An 18,076-nucleotide genomic window follows, 5' to 3' on the forward strand; every position below is an offset into this window, starting at 1 on the left:
GGCGAACGGGGTGAGGCCGATGGCCGAGGTGATGCTGCGGCCGATGACGGCCGCCGACGCCGACCGGGTGCTGGCGATCTACCAGGCGGGGCTGGACGGTGGACAGGCCAGCTTCGAGACCGTCGCCCCCAGTTGGGCCGCCTTCGACGCCGGGCGCCTCCCGGCGCACCGCCTGGTGGCGGTCGACGACGCGGGGACCCTGCTCGGCTGGATCGCGGTGTCTCCCACCTCTACCCGGCTGGTCTACGCCGGGGTGGTGGAACACTCCGTCTACGTGGACCCGGCGGCGCAGGGGCGGGGAGTGGCCCGGCTGCTGCTCGACGGCCTGATCGCCTCGACCGAGGCGGCCGGCATCTGGACCATCCAGTCCGCGGTCTTCCCGGAGAACACCGCCAGCCTGGCACTGCACCGTCGGGCCGGCTTCCGGGTCGTCGGGGTCCGCGAGCGGGTGGCCCGCCACCACGGCCGCTGGCGCGACGTGGTGCTGCTGGAACGGCGCAGCCCGGTCGTCGACTGACCCGCCGCGATGATCGACTCCGGCATGCCGTCGCCCGTCCGCCATCTTGCGCTGCGCCGTTAAGAAGGGCACCTTCCTCTACCCGAGGCGTTAAGAAGGTGCCCTTCCTTCACACCTCCGCCAGCCCGACGTAGTTCTCCGCCAGGCTGGTGGCGTACGCGGGGGAGGTGATCAGGTAGCGCAGGTTGGCCTCCTGGAGTTTCGCCTCGTACGGGTCGTCGGCGTTGAGGCGGTGCAGCATCGAGGTCATCCACCAGGAGAACTGCTGGGCCCGCCAGACCCGGCGTAGGGCGGTACGCGAGTAGTCGCCCAGCAGGTCGGTGCGACCCTCGGCGTACCAGGCCGCGAAGGCGTCACCGAGCAGCGCCACGTCGGCCAGGGCCAGGTTCATCCCCTTGGCGCCGGTGGGGGGCACGATGTGCACGGCGTCCCCGGCCAGGTACAGCCGCTGCCACTGCATCGGCTCGACCACGAAGCTGCGCAGCGGGGTGATCGCCTTCTCCAGGATCGGCCCCTCGTTGAGGGTCCAGCCCGGCACGGTCTCCAGCCGGGTCCGCAGTTCGGCCCAGATCCGCTCGTCCGGCCAGTCGGCGATGTCCTCGTCCGCCGGGACCTGGAGGTAGAGCCGGGAGATCTGCGGCGACCGCATGCTGTAGAGGGCGAAGCCGCGTTCGTGGTGGGCGTAGATGAGTTCCTCGACCGCGGGTGCGGCGGCGGCCAGGATGCCCAGCCAGGCGAAGGGGTAGGTGCGTTCGTAGGTGTGCAGCACCCCCTCCGGCACGGCCGCCCGGCTGACCCCGTGGAAGCCGTCGCAGCCGACCACGAACTCGCAGTGCAGTTCCTCCTCCCGCCCCTCGTGCCGGTAGTGCACCACCGGCGAGGGCGACTTCAGGCCGGACAGGCCGGTCGCCTCGGCGGAGAACAGGATCGTGCCCCCGGCGGCCAGCCGGGCGGCGATCAGGTCCTTGACCACCTCCTGCTGCCCGTACACGGTGATCGCCCGGCCGGTCAGCTCGGTCATCGCCACCCGGTGCGACTCCCCGGCGAAGCGCAGTTCGATGCCCTCGTGCCGCAGGCCCTCCCGGTCCAGCCGGGCCCCCAGGTCGGTGGCGCGCAGCAGGTCGACCGAGCCCTGTTCGAGCACCCCGGCGCGGACCCGGTGTTCCACGTACTCCCGGCTGCGGCTCTCCAGCACCACCGAGGAGATGCCGCGCCGGTGCAGCAGGTGCGACAGCATGAGACCGGCCGGTCCCGCTCCGACGATGCCGACCTGGGTACGCATCCGTGCCTCCTTGATCGTCGGCGACCTCGTCGCCGTCTCCCACCGCCCTCAGCCTGCCCGCTGCCGACCCGGGCCGCCGCTGTCGGTTTCCGCCCAGTGGAAGGCTGATCTCCGCCGTACCGGCTCCCTGCGCCGGTCAGGCGGTGGCGTGCTGGGTCGCGGGCGGTTCGTCGGCCAACCGGGCCGCGACCTGGTCGGCCGCCGCCCTCAGCGCCGGGACCAGCCGCTGCGGCCCTCCACCGAGGCTGTGCCCGACCACCCCGATGGCGGCCAGGGCCGCGCCGTCGGGCCCCCGCACCGCGACCGCGACCGAGCAGGAACCCAGGGTCATCTCCTCGTGGGTCCGCGCCCAGCCGCGTTCGCGGACGGCGGCCAGCTCCCGGGCCAGTCGACCCGGCTCGGTGATGGTGTACGGCGTGCAGCGGCGCAACGGCCCCCGCAGGTGGGCGGCGATCACCTCCGGTGGGGCGTACGCCAGCAGGGCCTTGCCGACCCCGGTGGCGTGCAGCGGCAGTCGGCCCCCGGCCCGGGAGACGGTCGGCACCGCGCGGTGGCCGGTGACCTTCTCCACGTAGAGCGCCTCGCCGCCGTCCCGGACCGCCAGGTGCACGTTCTCCTGCACGGTGGTGTACAGCTCCTGCAGGTAGGGCAGGGCCACCTCGCGGAGTTGGCCGTGCAGCGGGGAGAGCAGCCCGATCTCCCACAGCCGTACCCCGATGCGGTAGCTGCCGTCGGCGGCGCGCGACAGGGCCCGGCCGCTGACCAGTTCGGCGACCAGCCGGTGGGTGGTGGCCAGCGGCAGGCCGCTACGCCGGGCGATGTCGCTGAGGGTCAACGCCGGATGGGTGGCGTCGAAGGCGCCGAGCACGGCCAGCACCCGTGAGGTCACCGAGGCGCCGGGGGAGCGGCTGCCGCCCGCCATCGCTGCCTCCCGGAGCTGTTCGGAAGCCGAACGGTTGTTCTCTTGCAGAACATGGCACGGGCCCTCGGCTTAGTCAACGTCACGCCGGCGGGCATCCGCGCACCGTTGTCCGGCGCGTTGACGGACCTCGACTCGGGCCACTACGTTCGAGATGTGTACGCGAGTCCGCATACCGAACACCCGGCGGCGGGCCTGGACCTCAACGAGGGCGGAAGCTGATGGCGAAGCTCGTCTCGCTGGCCGAGGGGGTGGCGGACCTGATCCGCGACGGGGACACGGTGGCCCTGGAGGGATTCACCCACCTCATCCCCTTCGCCGCCGGCCACGAGATCATCCGGCAGCGGCGACGCGACCTGACCCTGGTCCGGATGACCCCGGACGTCATCTACGACCAGTTGATCGGGGCCGGCTGCGCCCGTCGGCTGGTCTTCTCCTGGGGCGGCAACCCCGGGGTCGGTTCCCTGCACCGGTTCCGCGACGCCGTGCAGAACTCCTGGCCGGTGCCGCTGGAGTTGGAGGAACACAGCCATGCCGGGATGGCCAACCGGTACGTCGCCGGTGCCAGCGGCCTGCCCTTCGCGGTGCTGCGCGGCTACACCGGCACCGACCTGCCCCGACACACCGCCAACATCCGCCCGATCGAATGCCCCTTCACCGGGGAGCGGCTGACCGCGGTGGCCGCCCTGCGACCGGATGTGACAGTGGTGCACGCCCAACGCGCCGACCGGGCCGGCAACGTGCAGATGTGGGGCATCACCGGGGTGCAGAAGGAGGCCGTCCTGGCCGCCCGGCGGTCGCTGGTCACCGTCGAGGAGATCGTCGACGACCTGGAGCCGGTACCCGGGCAGGTGATCCTGCCCGGCTGGGCGGTCACCGCGGTGGCACACGTGCCCGGCGGGGCCCACCCCTCGTACACCCAGGGTTATTCGGTCCGGGACAACGACTTTTACCTGGCCTGGGACGCGATCAGCCGGGAGCGGGCCGGCTTCCAGGAGTGGATCGCCCGGCACGTGCTCGATGCGGAGGTACCGGCGTGAGCCCCGACTACACCGCCGACGAGATGATGACCGTGGCCGCCGCCCGCCAGTTGCGCGACGGCGCCGCCTGCTTCGTCGGCATCGGCCTGCCCAGCACGGCGGCCAACCTGGCCCGGGTCACCCACGCCCCGAACCTCGTGCTCATCTACGAGTCGGGCTGCCTGGGCGCCAAGCCCGACCGGCTGCCGCTGTCCATCGGCGACGGGGTGCTCGCCGACACCGCCGACGCGGTGGTCTCCGTGCCGGAGGTCTTCAACTACTGGTTGCAACCCGGCCGCATCGACGTGGGTTTCCTCGGCGCCGCCCAACTCGACCGGTACGGCAACATCAACACCACCGTCATCGGCGGCGACTACACCGATCCGAAGGTACGCCTGCCCGGTGCCGGTGGCGCTCCGGAGATCGCCGCCTCCTGCGGCGAGGTGGTGGTCATCGTCCGGCAGAGCCTGCGTGCCTTCATCGACCGGGTCGACTTCGTCACCTCGGTCGGCTACGGCACCGGTCCGGGCGACCGGGAGCGGCTGGGCCTGCGCGGCGGCGGCCCGAAGACCGTCATCACCGACCTGGGCGTGCTGACCGCCGACCCGGTGACCTGCGAACTCACCCTCACCCGGGTGCATCCCGGTGTCACGGTCGACCAGGTCCGGGCGGCCACCGGCTGGCCGCTGGCCGTCGCCGAGGAGGTGACCGTCGGCGAGCCGCCCACCGCGGCGGAACTCACCGTGCTGCGCGCCCTGGAAGCGACCAAGAAGGCCCCGCACTGATGCGCCGGCCCCCGGAAGGGACACCCATGAACGAGACCACCCCGGCGCTGCTGCTGCCCGACTACCGGCGCGACGACGTCGAGGCCCACCCCCCGCTGCTCAGCCCCGGCTACAAGTCCACCGTCAGCCGGGCCCCAAGCCAGCCGTTGATCTACCTGCCGCAGCGGCTCACCGAGATCACCGGCCCGCTGCTCGGCGAGGGCCGCCTCGGCGAACTCGACCACGACCTGACCCGGCAGCACGACGGCGAGCCCCAGGGGCAGCGGATCATCGTGCACGGCCGGGTCCTCGACGGCGACGGCCGGGCCGTACCGCACACCCTGGTGGAGATCTGGCAGGCCAACGCCGCCGGCCGCTACCGGCACGCCGTCGACAACTGGCCGGCACCCCTGGACCCCCACTTCACCGGGGTCGGGCGGGCCCTCACCGACGACCAGGGACGGTACGAGTTCGTCACCGTGCAGCCCGGGGCGTACCCCTGGCGCAACCACGACAACGCCTGGCGGCCGGCACACATCCACTTCTCGCTGTTCGGCCGGGCCTTCACCCAGCGCCTGGTGACCCAGATGTACTTCCCCGGCGACCCGCTGTTCAGCCAGGACCCGATCTTCAACTCGGTGCGGGACCCGCAGGCCCGCCAGCGGATGGTGGCCCGCTACGACCACACCGCCACCCGACCGGAGTGGGCCCTGGCCTACCGGTTCGACATCGTGCTGCGGGGCCGGGAAGCCACCCCCTTCGAGGACGAGGACGACGATGAGTGACCGCCTGGGCGTGACGCCCGCCCAGACCGTCGGGCCGTACCTGCACATCGGCCTGAGCTGGCCCGACGGCCCGTACGTGGTGCCGGAGGGCACCCCGGGGGCCTGCTGGATCCGGGGCCGGATCACCGACGGCAACGGCGCCCCGGTCATCGACGCGATGGTGGAGAGTTGGCAGGCCGACCCGGACGGGCACTTCGACCACCCCGACGACCCGAGGGGGGCTAGAACGCCCACCCTGCCCGGCTTCCGGGGCTTCGGCCGGGCCGACACCGACGCCGAGGGCTGCTACGCCCTGCACACCGTACGGCCCGGACCCCTGCCCACCCCGGAGGGCGAGATCGAGGCCCCGCACCTGAACCTGTCGGTGTTCGGCCGAGGGCTGCTGCACCGCCTGGTCACCCGGATCTACTTCCCGGACGAGTCCGCCAACGCCACCGACCCGGTGCTGCGTACGGTCGAGGCCGACCGCCGCGACACCCTCGTGGCCCGGCCGGCCCCGGACGGCTACCGGTTCGACATCCGCTTGCAGGGAGAGCATGAGACCGTCTTCTTCGCCGTCTGAGGCCCTGCTGCGCGGGCTGTCCGGCGCGGTCGAGGTGGACGCCGAACTCGACGACCGGCACCTGTTGCAGGCCCTGCTGGACGCCGAGGCCGCCCTGGCCCGAGCCGGTGCCGACGCCGGTCTGCTGCCCGCCCCGGTAGCCGAGGAGATCGCTGGGCACTGCCAGGCCGACCGGTACGACCCGGCGGCCCTCGGCGCGGCGGCAGACGCCGCCGGCAACCCGGTGGTTCCCCTGGTCCGCCGGCTGACCGAGGCCGTGTCGCCTTCGGCCCGCCCCTGGGTGCACCACGGCGCCACCAGTCAGGACATCCTCGACAGCGCCCTGGCCCTGGTGGTGACCCGGGCCGCCGTACCCCTGCTGGGTCACCTCGACACCGCCGCAGGCGCCGCCGCCGACCTGACCCGGACCCACCGCGACACCCTCATGGTGGCCCGCACCCTGGGCCAGCAGGCCGCCCCGACCACCTTCGGACTCAAGGCCGCCGGTTGGCTGCTCGGCCTGCACCAGGCCCGGGACCGGGTGGCCCAGGCGTGCGCCGCCCTGCCGGCGCAACTCGGCGGTGCGGTGGGCACCCTGGCCGGGTACGGGTCGACCGGCCTGGCGGTGGCGGACCGGTTCGCCGCCCATCTGGGCCTGGCGGCCAGCCCGCTGCCCTGGCACACCCGCCGACAGCCCGTGCTCGACCTGGCCGCCGCCCTCGGCGGGCTGCTGGCCGCCACCGGCAAGATCGCCCTGGATGTCGGGCTGCTGGCCCAGACCGAGATCGGCGAGGTGACCGAGGGCGGGGCGGGACGCGGCGGCTCCTCGGCCATGCCACACAAACGCAACCCGGTCGACTCCGTGCTGGTAGCCGCCGCCGCCCGGCGGGGTCCCGGACTCGTGGGCACCCTCTTCGCCGCCGCCGGGCAGGAACACGAACGGGCCACCGGCGGCTGGCACGCCGAATGGGAACCCCTGCTGGACCTGGTGCACCTGGCCGGTGGGGCGGCCGCCCGTACCGCCCGGATGCTGACCGACCTGCGGGTGGACCCGCAGCGGATGCGGGCCAACCTGGACGCCACCGGTGGCCTGCTGCTGGCCGAGGCCGTCGCCACCCGCCTGGCCCCGGCCCTGGGCCGGGCCACCGCACACCAGGTGGTCGCCCGGGCCACCACCGGCGCCGGTTTCCGGGAGGCCCTGCTGGCCGACCCGGAGGTGACCGCCCACCTGTCGGTGACGGACCTGGACGCCGCGCTGGATCCGGCCGGGTGGCTCGGCAGCGCCGCCGAACTCGTGGACCGTGCCCTGGCGATCCATGAAGGGGGGAGCGGATGAGGTTGCACGCCACCATCGACGGGCCGCCCGAGGCGCCGGTGCTGCTGCTGGGCAGTTCCCTGGGCACCACCGGTGCCATGTGGCAACCCCAGGTGGCCGCCCTGGCGGCCCGGTTCCGGGTGGTCCGCTACGACCACCTGGGTCACGGCCGTTCCCCGGTGCCGCCGGGGGCGTACACCATCGACCTGCTCGGCCGGGCGGTGCTGGAGCTGCTGGACGACCTGGGGGTCGTCTCCGCGCACTATGCCGGGCTCTCCCTTGGCGGCATGGTCGGGATGTGGTTGGCCGCGCACGCCCCCGACCGGATCGACCGGCTGGCCCTGCTCTGCACCTCGGCCTTCCTGCCCCCGGCGCAGGGGTGGCGGTCCCGGGCGGAGACCGTCCGGGCCGGCGGGTTCGGCGACATCGCCGATCCGGTGGTGTCCCGCTGGTTCACCCCGGGCTTCGCCGCCGCCCGACCCGACACGGTCGCCGACCACCGGGCCATGCTGACCGCCACCCCGGCGGCCGGCTACGCCGCCTGCTGTGAGGCCATCGCCGCGATGGATCTGCGGGCCGACCTGGCGGGGGTGCGCGCACCCACCCTGGTGATCGGCGCCGCCGAGGACCCGGCCACCCCACCCGAGCACGCCGCGGACCTCGCCGCCCGGATCCCGTCCGCCCGGCTGGTCGTCCTGGACGATGCCGCCCACCTGGCCAATGTCGAACAGCCCGCCGTCGTGGCCCGGCTGCTCGGCACCCACTTCACGCCGGAGGGCGGGAGGAACCCGTGAACGACCAGCAGCGACACGAGGCCGGCATGGCCGTACGGCGGCAGGTGCTCGGCGACGCGCATGTCGACCGGGCGATCGCCAACACCGACGAGTTCACGGCCGACTTCCAGGACCTGATCACCCGCTACGCCTGGGGTGAGATCTGGACCCGGCCGGGTCTGGATCGGCGTACCCGAAGCTGCATCACCCTGGCCGTGCTCGCCACCCTGCATCATGACGAGGAACTGGCGATGCACGTCCGGGCGGCGTTGCGTAACGGACTGACCCCCCAGGAGGTCGGCGAGGTGCTGCTCCAGGTGGGCGTCTACGCTGGCGTGCCGGCCGCGAACCGGGCGTTCAAGGTGGCTCAGGAAACCCTGCGGCAGGAGGCCCAGTGACCGACGCGGCGCGATCGGGGGAGTTCGTCCAGTCCCTGGAACGGGGCCTGGCCGTGATCCGCGCCTTCGACGCCGAACACCCGCAACTCACCCTCAGCGAGGTGGCCCGGGCCACCGGACTGACCCGGGCCGCCGCCCGCCGATTCCTGCTCACCCTGGTCGAGTTGGGCTACATGCACACCGACGGGCGGCTGTTCGCCCTGCGCCCGCGCATCCTCGACCTCGGCTACGCCTACCTGTCCAGCCTGAGCCTGCCGGAGGTGGCCCAGCCCCACATGGAGGCCCTGGTCGCCGAGGTACACGAGTCCTGCTCGGTCTCCGTCCTGGACGGCGACGAGGTGGTCTACGTCGCCCGGGTACCGACCAAGAGGATCATGACGGTCGGGATCGGTGTCGGCACCCGATTCCCGGCGTACGCCACCTCGATGGGGCGGGTGCTGCTGGCCGCCCAGCCGACCGAGTGGCTGGACCACTACCTGGCCACCGCGCAGCTGCGCCAGTTGACCCGGCGCACCATCACCGACCCGGCGAAGCTGCGTACCGCCCTGAACCGGATCGCCGGCCAGGGGTACGCCATCGTCGACCAGGAGTTGGAGGAGGGGCTGCGGTCCCTGGCCGCCCCGATCCACGGCGAGGACGGCGCGGTGATCGCCGCGGTGAACGTCTCCGCCCACGCCAGCCGCGGCACCTTCGACGCGATCCGCCGGGAACTGCTGGCACCCCTGCTGGCCACCGCCCGCCGGATCGAGGAGGACCTGGCCGCCGGCTCCCGCCGGTAGCCGGCGAATCGACCCGGCGGGGCCCCGGCGCGTACCACGATGTGGTGGGCGACGAACGGGGGCGACGTGCACGGGGTGCTGCTGGCCATCATCCTCGGGGTCACCGTGCTGGTCGGTACGACCATCGGTGGCCGGTACCGGGTGGCCCCACCGGTCCTGCTGATCAGCTTCGGTGCCCTGCTGGCCCTGCTGCCGCCCTTCGCGCGGGTGACGCTCGCGCCGGAGGTGGTGCTGCTGATGTTCCTGCCGGCCATCCTGTACCGGGAGAGCCTGACCACCAGCCTGCGGGAGGTGCGGGCGAACATCGTGGTGATCGCCGCCCTGGCGGTCGGGCTGGTCGGGGTCACCATGGTGGCGGTGTCCCTGGTCGTGCAGCGGTTCGGGGTAGACCCGGCGGTGGCCTGGGTGCTCGGGGCGGTGCTGGCCCCGACCGACGCGGCGGCCGTGGCCGGGCTGGCCAAGCGGATGCCCCGGCGGCTGCTCACCACCCTGCACACCGAGAGCCTGATCAACGACGGTACGGCCCTGGTGCTGTTCGCGGTCGCCCTCGGTCTGCTCGGCGGCGGGACCGCACCGAACGCCCTGGAACTGGTCGAACGCATCGGCCTGTCCTTCCTCGGCGGCATCGCGGCCGGGGCCCTGGTCGGGGTCGTGGTGATCGCGATCCGCAAACGGCTCGACGATCCCCTGCGGGAGGGGGCGCTGAGCGTCCTGACCCCCTTCACGGCCTTCTTCCTGGCCGAGGCCATCCACGAGAGCGGGGTGCTGGCGGTGGTGGTGTCCGGGCTGCTGCTGGCCTACGCCAGCCCCCGGGTGATCCGGGCCCGGTCCCGGGTGCTGGCCCTGTCCTTCTGGGACCTGACCACCTTCCTCATCAACGGCGGGCTGTTCGTGCTGGTGGGGCTCCAGATCCCCCGGGTGGTACGCGAGGTCAACAGTCTGACGCTGACCCGGGCGATCGTCATCGCGGTGGTGGTGGCCGTGGTGCTGGTGGTGGTCCGCATGCTCTGGGTGCACCTGACGGCCGGGGTGACGCGCCTGGTGGACCGGCGTCGGGTCGGCCGGGAACGGCGGGTCAACTGGCGGATCCGTACGGTGGCCGGGTGGGCCGGGTTCCGGGGTGCGGTCTCCCTGGCGGCGGCCCTGGCGGTCCCGCTGAACGTCGACGGCCGACCGGTCCCGGACCGAGACCTGATCATCTTCTGCGTCGCCGCGGTCATCCTGTTGACCATGCTGGTCCAGGGCACCACCCTGCCGCTGCTGATGAGCTGGGCCAAGCTGACCCCGGATCCGGACCACGCCGAGGAGAAACGGCGGGCGCAGAGCCACGCCATCCGGCAGACCCTGCACGCCCTGCCGGACATCGCCGACCGGGTCGGGGCCGACCCGGACACCGTGCGACGGATCCGCGACGAGTACGAGAACCATCTGGACCTGCTGCACGCCGACCCGCAGGACGGCACGGCGGCGGCCCGGGAGACCGAGCGCCAGTTGCGCCTGGCGGTGCTCGACCACAAGCGACGCGAGATCATCCGACTGCGGGACCGCCGGCAGATCGACGACGCCGTACAGCGGGAGCTGGAGGCGCGGCTGGATGTCGAGGAGATCCGGCTGCTCGGACCCCGGAACCTGGAGTGAGGCGCCCGGTCAGCCGGCGGGGGTGGTCGCCCCCGGCAGGGCCAACGCGACCGTGAGGTCCAGCAGGCTACGCGGGTCGGTCAGCCGTTCGCCGAAGAGCTGACGTAGCTGCCCCATCCGGTAGCGCACCGTCTGGGGATGCACGAACAGGTCGGCGGCGATGTCGTCGCGTCGCCCCTGGTGCAGCAACCAGGAGCGCAACGTCTCGGTGAGCCGTTCCGCGGTGGCCGCGGGCAGTTCCGCCAGCGGTTGCAGGACCCGGGCCCGCAGGTCCGCCAGGGCCTCGGCGTCGGCGCTGAGCAGCAACTCGGCCAGGTGCCGCTCGGTGTCCAGGGGGTCCCCCTCGGCGGGTGGGGCGATACCCAGATCGAGCACCCGTACCACCCGGCGGTAGGAGGAACTGGCCTGCGCCCACGGGCGGGCCGGGCCGAGCACCGCACGGCGGCCGTGCAGCATCCGGGCGAGTTGACGGCGCCGGTCACCGTGCATGTTCGGCACCAGCAGCACGACGGTCTCCTCACCGGGCTCACCGGCGGGCAACTCCTCGCTGCTCTCCAGGGTGTGCTCGCCCAGCAGCGCCAGGGCGCCGCGCAGCTTCGCCTGCGGCAGCAGCACCACCGTGAGGGTCTCCGGGACGGGCCAGTTCGCCCGCTCGGCGCTGCGCAGCAGCACCTCCTGCGGCTCCCCGGCGAGCAACTGCTGGGCCAGTCGTTCCAGGTTGCGGCGCTGGGCCCGGCCGGCGCTGGCTAACTCGTCGGCGTGCCCGGCCACGCTGGCCGCGGAGAGTTCGTCGATGTAGGCGAACATCAGCTCGGCGAACTCCGCTACCGTGGCCGCCGGCAGCCCCAGCGACACCGTGGCCGCGGCCATCTCCCGCCAGGAGACCCGGGCCCCGATCCGGTAGGCGGCCAGCAGGGCGTCCACGCTGCGACCGGAGCGGGCCTCCCCGCTGCCCAGCGCGTACGCCGCCTCCAGGGCCGGCACCAGGGGAGTGCTGGCCGCACCGGCGTGCGGACGTTCCAGCAGTTGCAGGAAGGTGCCCAGCGCGATCTGCACGGCGTTCTCGATCTTGTCCCGCATCTGGCCGGTCAGGGTGCCGGAATAGCTCGGCACCTCGGCCGTGATCGCGCTTACCGTCTGTGCGGCTACCAACGGTAACCGGTCGACCAGTTCACGGGCGACCCGCCGCTCAAGTGCCAGGCGGGCGACCCGATCAGTGGTTCCGGAGTTCTCCGCCACGTTGTTCTCCCCGCACAAAAGGGATGGAGTGCTTTACCTTCGCTGGCCAAGATTTTATGCCAGCGGGCCGCGACGATCGTTGTATGGCCGCCACCGCTCCACCACCGGGCACGAAGGGATCCTTCCGGCGCCGCCTGATGCGGCTCGCCGAGACGGTTACCACCCCGGTACTGCCCGCAGACTACCTGGACATGGTCGCACCGCTGCGGGCCGGCGCCGACCTGCGCGGACGCATCGTCGAGGTCCGTCCGGAGACCCCGGACGCGGCGACCGTGGTGATCCAGCCCGGCCGTAGCTGGCGCGGCCACCAGCCGGGCCAGTACATCCGCCTCGGGGTCGACGTCGACGGGGTACGCCAGTGGCGGGCCTACTCGGTGACCTCCCCGCCCGGCGGACGGACCGATCCCATCTCGGTGACGGTCAAGGCCATCCCCGACGGGGTGGTCAGCAACTTCCTGGTGCGACGGGTCCGTCCCGGCACCATCGTGCAGCTCGACCAGGCGACCGGTGACTTCGTCCTGCCTCAGTCGGCGCCGTCGCGGGTGTTGTTCCTGACCGCCGGCAGCGGCATCACCCCGGTCGCCGGGATGCTGCGCAGCGGTGCCCTCACCGGCAGCGACGTGGTGCTGATCCACTCCGCGCCGACCTCGGCCGACGTGGTGTTCGGCGCGGAACTGCGGGAGCTGGCCGCCCGCGGGGCCATCCGGCTGGTGGAACGGCACACCTCCGTCGACGGCCTGCTGGAGGTGGCCGAACTCGACACCCTGGTGCCGGACCACTGCGAACGCGAGACCTGGGCCTGCGGCCCGATCGGTCTGCTGGACGCGGTCGAGCAGCACTGGGCCGCGCGGGGCGCCACCGACCGGCTGCACACCGAACGCTTCCGACCGACCATCATCACCGCCGGTGACGGCGGCACGGTCACCTTCACCCGCTCGTCGGTCACCATCGAGGCCGACGGCGCCACGCCTCTGCTCGACGCCGGAGAAGACGCCGGCGTTCTGATGCCCTCAGGCTGCCGGATGGGTATCTGTTACGGCTGTGTGCTGCCGATGCGCCAAGGCGCGGTCCGTGACCTGCGTAACGGGCAGCTCACCACCGCCCTGCCGGGCGACGGCGTACGCGTGCAGACCTGCGTGTCGGCCGCGGCCGGCGCCTGTGAACTCGAAATTTGATCGGAGAACGTCGACGTGACCGTCATCCAGAAGAAAGCCGTCAACCCGATCGCGCACCTCAGCGCCGAGGACATCGAGACCCTCGGCAAGGAACTCGACGCCATCCGGGAACGGGTGATCGCCGACCGGGGTGAGCGGGACGCCGCCTACATCCGCAAGGTCATCTCGACCCAGCGCAAGCTGGAGGTCGGCAGCCGGGTCGTACTGCTGTTCTCCCTGTTCCCGCCGGCCTGGATCGTCGGCACCGCCGGGCTGTCCCTGGCGAAGATCCTGGAGAACATGGAGATCGGGCACAACATCCTGCACGGCCAGTGGGACTGGATGCGCGACCCGAAGATCCACTCGACGACCTGGGAGTGGGACCACGTCAGCCCCGCCGAGCAGTGGAAGCAGTCGCACAACGAGCTGCACCACCGCTACACCAACGTCGTCGGCAAGGACAACGACCTCGGCTACGGCATCATGCGGGTCGACGAGGACCAGCCCTGGCACCCGGCCCACCTGGGTCAGCCGTTCTACAACTTCGTCAACGCCTGCTTCTTCGAGTACGGCATCGCCGCGTACGACCTGGATCTGGGCACGAAGCTCAAGGACGGCAGCTACAAGAACAACCCGGAGTTCCGGGCCAACCTGAAGGCCACCGGCCGCAAGCTGCGCCGCCAGGTGCTCAAGGACTACGTGCTCTTCCCGGTGCTGTCCGGTCCCTCGTTCTTCCACACCATGGCGGCCAACTTCACCGCGAACCTGGTCCGCAACCTGTGGAGCCACGCGGTGATCATGTGCGGGCACTTCCCGGAGGGGGTGGAGACCTTCGAGAAGAACTCGATCGAGGGTGAGACCCGCGGCGAGTGGTACCTGCGGCAGATGCTCGGCTCGGCCAACATCAGCGGCAGCCGGCTGATGCACATCATGACCGGCAACCTGTCGTACCAGATCGAGCACCACCTCTTCCCGGACCTGCCGAGCAACCGCTACCAGGAGATCGCCCCGGAGGTGCGGGCCCTGTTCGACCGGTACGGGCTGAAGTACGTCACCGGCTCGCTGCCCCGCCAGGTCTTCTCCGCCTGGAAGAAGATCTTCCGGCTCTCCCTGCCGAACCGTCGTCGGCGCGACGTCATCGAGGAGAACCCGACCCCGGCCCTCGTTCCGGCCGGCACCTGATCCCGATGCGGCCTGCGGTGGCGCGGCGCTTCGACGGGCTGGACCCGGCTGAGCGCGCGGCCACCGCAGCGCCGTCTGATCAGTGCCGACTCGGGTAGTTCTGCGCCGACTGGCGACCCCGCACGAAGGCCAGGACGATCACCACGGCCAGCGCGATCAACCCGATGATCACCAGCCAGCGGACGGCCTCCAGGACCAGGCCGAGCAGCAGGATGATCAGCCCGACCACCCCGACGACCCACAGCAGCGCGCGCATTCCTCCACCTCCCGAACCCGCCGCCGGGTGGATCCGGACGGCCTACCGGGTCAGCTACCCGGCAAAGGCCCAGCTCATGCCGAACGACGGCGGTGGGCAGGGGAGGGCTGTCGCAACTGAGGGTCAGCGAGACATCGACGCAACGCATATCCTGTCCGCCGATCCGCTCGCCGGAAGGGAAGCGATGCCGTCGCGGCAGGACCAGCTGCACTCGTACCAGTTCACCCTACAACGGGTGGTCGCCGCGCTGGTGATGCGGGAGACCGACCCCGCCCAGTCACCGTTTCGCCGGCTGGCCGGGGCGGGCCTGGCCAGTGTCCTGGTGGCCGTCATCGGGCTGGGCGGCTTCGCCCTCTACGGCCTGTTCACCGGTGGGGGCACCACCTGGCGCGACACCGCGGCCGTCATCGTGGAGAAGGAGTCCGGGGCCCGGTTCGTCTACCGGGAGGACCGGCTGCACCCGGTGCCCAACTACACCTCCGCCCTGCTGGTCATCGGGGCCGAACAGCCGAAGACCGTGCTCGTGTCGCGGCGGGCCATCGACGGGGTACCCCGGGGGCTGCCCCTGGGCATCGCGGACGCCCCCGACTCGTTGCCGGCGGCCGACCGGCTCTCCACCGCGCCCTGGACGGTCTGCTCGACCGGCCCGCAGACCGGGCGGCGCGATCCCCGGTCGGTGCTGCTGATCGGCACCGGCGACCCCGGCGGGCGGGCGTTGGGCGACGAGGCGCTGATCCTGCGGGACCCGGACGGCCGGCTGCACCTGGTACGCCAGCAGCGCCGACACCTGATCCGCGACCCCGACCGGGTGCTGGCCGCCCTGGCCACGACCCGGGCCCGGGCTGTCCCGGTGGCTGCGGCCGTGCTCAACACCGTGCCCGCCGGGCTGGACCTGGCCCCCCTGACCCTGCCCGGCCTGGGGGAGCCCTCCGACCGGGTGGCCGACTCCCGGATCGGGGACGTCCTGCTGGTCAGCAACTCCGGCGGCGGACGCCAGTACGCCGTGGTGCTGCGGGACGGACTAGCCGGGGTCACCGAGCTGCAGGCCGCCCTGCAACTGACCCGGACCGGCCAGCGGGCCCCGGAGCAGATCAGCCTGGGGCGGTTCGCCGCCCTGCCTAAGCTGCCCGACCTCGCGCCCACCGGCCCCGAGGCGCCCCCGAGCACGCCGCCCCGACTGGCCGCCCCCGCCGCCCCGGTGCTCTGCGCCATCGTCGGTGCCGAGGCGACCGAGGTAGACCTGCGCCTGGACGCCACCCTGCCGGACCTGACCGCCGCCACCCCCACCGTCGCGGCGACAGCCGGTCGGACGGTGGCCGATCATGTGCTGGTCGAGCCGGGGCGCGGGGCCCTGGTAGAGGCCGTGGCGACCCCGGGGGCGTCCGGCGGTGCCCTCTGCGTGATCACCGACCTGGGGCGGCGCTACGTGCTCGCCGACCCCGAGGTCTCCGCCATGCTCGGCTACGGGCAGACCCGTCCCGTCCGGCTACCGGCGGGCCTGGTCAGCCTGGTCCCGGCCGGAGCGAGCCTGGACCCCCAGGCCGCCCGCCGGGCCGTAACCTCCTAGGCTGCCTCGGCGTCGGCCCGTGGCCCGGCCAGCTGCTCGGCGCACGTCAGCGCTCGGGCGGTGGCCTCGGCGGTGGCGGGCAGCAGTGGTGGGCGCGGTGCCGGTGACGGGATGCGTCCCTGGGCGTGCAACACGGCCTTGATGACGGCCGGGTTGGGTTCGGCGAACAGCGCCGCCGAGAGGGTGGCGAGCCGGTGCCCGAGCGGCCGGGCGCGGGGAAGATCCCCCTCGCGCCAGGCCGTGACCAGGGCGGCGTGGTCGGCGGTGGCCAGGTGCGCGGAGGCGACGATGCCGCCGGGTGCGCCGAGGGCCAGCAGCGGCGAGAGGTACGCGTCCTCGCCGCCGAGCACCGCGAAGTCCGGTGGCGGGTCGGCCAGCAGGGCGATGGTGTCCGCGTCGATGCCGCCGACGGCGTGCTTGACCCCCACCACCTGCGGCAGCTCGGCTAGGCGACGCAGCGCCCCGGCGGAGAGAGTCTGCCCGGTGCGGTACGGCACGTGGTAGGCGACCAACGGCACCGGGGAAACCTCCGCCAGCCGGGCGAAGTGTGCCAGCACCGCCTCCTCCCCGGGTCGCAGGAACGGCGGCACCAGACAGAGCGCCGCGGTGACGCCGGGCCGCCCGGCCAGGGCGCGCAGATCCTCGGCGGTGTGCGCGCCGACCATGAACCCGGCGCGGTGCCGCCGACAGGTCGCCCCGACGAGGTCGAGCACCGTCCGTTGCTCGGCGGCGCTGAGGGCGTGCGGTTCGCCGGTGGTGCCGAGGGCCACCAGACCCTCGGCCCCCTCGGCCAGCACCTGGTCGGCCAGGCGGGTCAGTGCCTCCTGGTCGACCTCGCCGCGCGTGTCGAAGGGCGTGATCAGCGGTACGTACAGGCCGGTCGGTGTCATGTCACCAGCCTGCGACCGCACAGGATGAAGCACCAGTTCCGATTACTCCACCAATCCGTAAGCTGAGCTGATGCTTGACGTCCGTCGCCTGCGTCTGCTGCGCGACCTGGCCCGGCTCGGCACCATCGCCGCCGTCGCCGAGGCGCACACCTACTCACCCTCCGCGGTCTCCCAGCAGTTGGCCGCGCTGCAACGGGAGACCGGCGTCGTGCTCCTGGAACGAGCCGGTCGAGGGGTACGCCTCACCGCCACCGCCACCGCACTGGTCCGGCACACCGAGGTGATCCTCGCCGGGCTGGAGGCCGCCGAGGCCACCCTGGCCGCCGCTCGCGGTGGACTGCTGGGCACGGTACGCATCGGGGCGTACCCCAGCGCGGTGCGTCCGCTGCTGCTGCCCGCCCTGGTCGAGCTGGCCCGCGAGCACCCCGGGCTGGATCTGCTGGTCACCGAGCTGGACCCGGTGGCGGTGCCGGCCGCGCTGCGCGAGCGGCGCCTGGACGTAGCCCTCGTGCACGACTACGACATAGTGCCGGTGGCCCCCGATCCGGCCCTGGACTCGACCCCACTGCTGGACGAGACCGTGTTCCTGGCCCTACCCGCCGCCGATCCGGTGCCCGCCGACCCGATGCGCGCGGTACGCGACGCCGACTGGATCATCGGCAGCCCGGGGACCCTCTGTCACGCGGTCACCCTGCACGCCTGTGAACTGGCCGGATTCCGCCCCACCGTCCGCCATCACGCCGACGACTTCACCGCCGTGCTGGCCCTGGTCGCCGCCGGTCAGGGCGTCGGCCTGGTGCCCCAGTTGGCCGTCGAGGGACCACCCGCCGGCACCCGCCTGGTCCCCCTGACCATCCGCCGCCGCACCCGGATCGCCTATCGACAGGGCTCCGCCGACCATCCCGCCGTGCTGGCCAGCGTCGCCGCCCTGCGCAGCGCCGCCACCGATCTACCCGAAGCACCGCCACCCAGCTGAAGATCCCACCCCCAGCGCTGGCCCCACCCATGCCGCACCCAGCGTTGATCAAGAAGTTTGCGTCACCCGCCGCCGGATCGGC

General features: G+C 72.7%; 19 protein-coding genes. 14 read left to right on the plus strand and 5 right to left on the minus strand.

Features of this window, described 5'->3' with window-relative positions:
• Window positions 1–19: 19 nt before the first annotated feature.
• Window positions 20–517, plus strand: a complete 498-nt coding sequence (locus tag ABZ795_RS01310; RefSeq protein ID WP_357527885.1) for an N-acetyltransferase family protein — start codon at window positions 20–22, stop codon at window positions 515–517.
• Between the two features lie 109 nt (window positions 518–626).
• On the opposite strand, the gene ABZ795_RS01315 is transcribed toward ABZ795_RS01310, so the two are convergent.
• Both ABZ795_RS01315 and ABZ795_RS01320 read right to left on the minus strand, forming a co-directional pair.
• Window positions 627–1,799 (minus strand): 4-hydroxybenzoate 3-monooxygenase, encoded by a 1,173-nt coding sequence (locus ABZ795_RS01315; protein WP_357527887.1) that lies wholly within the window; start codon window positions 1,797–1,799, stop codon window positions 627–629.
• A 136-nt stretch (window positions 1,800–1,935) separates the two neighbouring features.
• Window positions 1,936–2,721, minus strand: coding sequence for an IclR family transcriptional regulator (locus ABZ795_RS01320; RefSeq protein ID WP_357527889.1), 786 nt, complete (start codon window positions 2,719–2,721; stop codon window positions 1,936–1,938).
• Window positions 2,722–2,939: 218 nt separating this feature from the next.
• Here ABZ795_RS01320 and ABZ795_RS01325 point away from each other — a divergent pair, with 218 nt between their 5' ends.
• From ABZ795_RS01325 to ABZ795_RS01365, 9 genes are read left to right on the plus strand one after another with little or no spacing between them, the layout of a single operon-like run.
• Entirely contained in the window at window positions 2,940–3,758 is an 819-nt protein-coding gene (locus ABZ795_RS01325; protein ID WP_357527891.1) for a CoA-transferase, read from the plus strand.
• A gap of 23 nt (window positions 3,759–3,781) precedes the next feature.
• The gene (locus ABZ795_RS01330) at window positions 3,782–4,522 is read left to right on the plus strand and encodes a CoA-transferase (protein WP_357528308.1); all 741 of its coding nucleotides are present in this window, start codon (window positions 3,782–3,784) and stop codon (window positions 4,520–4,522) included.
• Between the two features lie 26 nt (window positions 4,523–4,548).
• The gene (gene pcaH, locus ABZ795_RS01335) at window positions 4,549–5,286 is read left to right on the plus strand and encodes a protocatechuate 3,4-dioxygenase subunit beta (protein WP_357527893.1); all 738 of its coding nucleotides are present in this window, start codon (window positions 4,549–4,551) and stop codon (window positions 5,284–5,286) included.
• A complete protein-coding gene (gene pcaG / locus ABZ795_RS01340; RefSeq protein ID WP_357527895.1) occupies window positions 5,279–5,848 on the plus strand; it encodes a protocatechuate 3,4-dioxygenase subunit alpha in 570 nt (189 codons plus the stop codon). Before pcaH ends, pcaG begins: the two co-directional genes overlap by 8 nt.
• Window positions 5,823–7,163: a 3-carboxy-cis,cis-muconate cycloisomerase gene (pcaB, locus tag ABZ795_RS01345; RefSeq protein ID WP_357527897.1), complete on the plus strand. Its 1,341-nt coding sequence runs from the start codon at window positions 5,823–5,825 to the stop codon at window positions 7,161–7,163. The genes pcaG and pcaB overlap by 26 nt, the downstream gene beginning before the upstream one ends.
• Window positions 7,160–7,936 (plus strand): 3-oxoadipate enol-lactonase, encoded by a 777-nt coding sequence (pcaD, locus tag ABZ795_RS01350; protein ID WP_357527899.1) that lies wholly within the window; start codon window positions 7,160–7,162, stop codon window positions 7,934–7,936. The genes pcaB and pcaD overlap by 4 nt, the downstream gene beginning before the upstream one ends.
• Entirely contained in the window at window positions 7,933–8,313 is a 381-nt protein-coding gene (pcaC, locus tag ABZ795_RS01355; protein WP_327026114.1) for a 4-carboxymuconolactone decarboxylase, read from the plus strand. Before pcaD ends, pcaC begins: the two co-directional genes overlap by 4 nt.
• Complete coding sequence (locus tag ABZ795_RS01360) at window positions 8,310–9,092, plus strand: IclR family transcriptional regulator (RefSeq protein ID WP_357527901.1); 783 nt, start codon at window positions 8,310–8,312, stop codon at window positions 9,090–9,092. The genes pcaC and ABZ795_RS01360 overlap by 4 nt, the downstream gene beginning before the upstream one ends.
• 39 nt (window positions 9,093–9,131) lie before the next feature.
• Window positions 9,132–10,730, plus strand: coding sequence for a Na+/H+ antiporter (locus ABZ795_RS01365; RefSeq protein WP_357527903.1), 1,599 nt, complete (start codon window positions 9,132–9,134; stop codon window positions 10,728–10,730).
• A 9-nt stretch (window positions 10,731–10,739) separates the two neighbouring features.
• Here ABZ795_RS01365 and ABZ795_RS01370 read toward each other — a convergent pair whose 3' ends face one another.
• On the minus strand, window positions 10,740–11,969 hold the full coding sequence (locus ABZ795_RS01370; protein ID WP_357527904.1) for a helix-turn-helix domain-containing protein: 1,230 nt from the start codon (window positions 11,967–11,969) through the stop codon (window positions 10,740–10,742).
• Window positions 11,970–12,052: 83 nt separating this feature from the next.
• On the opposite strand from ABZ795_RS01370, the gene ABZ795_RS01375 reads away from it, so the two are divergent.
• Window positions 12,053–13,144 (plus strand): ferredoxin reductase, encoded by a 1,092-nt coding sequence (locus ABZ795_RS01375; RefSeq protein WP_357527905.1) that lies wholly within the window; start codon window positions 12,053–12,055, stop codon window positions 13,142–13,144.
• A gap of 15 nt (window positions 13,145–13,159) precedes the next feature.
• Entirely contained in the window at window positions 13,160–14,305 is a 1,146-nt protein-coding gene (locus ABZ795_RS01380; RefSeq protein ID WP_327026109.1) for an acyl-CoA desaturase, read from the plus strand.
• 79 nt (window positions 14,306–14,384) lie between these two features.
• On the opposite strand, the gene ABZ795_RS01385 is transcribed toward ABZ795_RS01380, so the two are convergent.
• The gene (locus tag ABZ795_RS01385) at window positions 14,385–14,561 is read right to left on the minus strand and encodes a hypothetical protein (protein WP_357527907.1); all 177 of its coding nucleotides are present in this window, start codon (window positions 14,559–14,561) and stop codon (window positions 14,385–14,387) included.
• Between the two features lie 184 nt (window positions 14,562–14,745).
• Between ABZ795_RS01385 and eccB the strand changes: the two genes are divergently transcribed.
• Complete coding sequence (gene eccB / locus ABZ795_RS01390) at window positions 14,746–16,128, plus strand: type VII secretion protein EccB (protein WP_357527909.1); 1,383 nt, start codon at window positions 14,746–14,748, stop codon at window positions 16,126–16,128.
• On the opposite strand, the gene ABZ795_RS01395 is transcribed toward eccB, so the two are convergent.
• A complete protein-coding gene (locus ABZ795_RS01395) occupies window positions 16,125–17,018 on the minus strand; it encodes a dihydrodipicolinate synthase family protein (protein ID WP_357527911.1) in 894 nt (297 codons plus the stop codon). The genes eccB and ABZ795_RS01395 overlap by 4 nt on opposite strands.
• 70 nt (window positions 17,019–17,088) lie before the next feature.
• On the opposite strand from ABZ795_RS01395, the gene ABZ795_RS01400 reads away from it, so the two are divergent.
• Window positions 17,089–17,994: a LysR family transcriptional regulator gene (locus tag ABZ795_RS01400; RefSeq protein WP_327026105.1), complete on the plus strand. Its 906-nt coding sequence runs from the start codon at window positions 17,089–17,091 to the stop codon at window positions 17,992–17,994.
• The last annotated feature ends 82 nt before the right edge of the window (window positions 17,995–18,076 follow it).

It is taken from the genome of Micromonospora sp. NPDC047134, from assembly GCF_040643455.1.
Taxonomy (GTDB): domain Bacteria; phylum Actinomycetota; class Actinomycetes; order Mycobacteriales; family Micromonosporaceae; genus Micromonospora.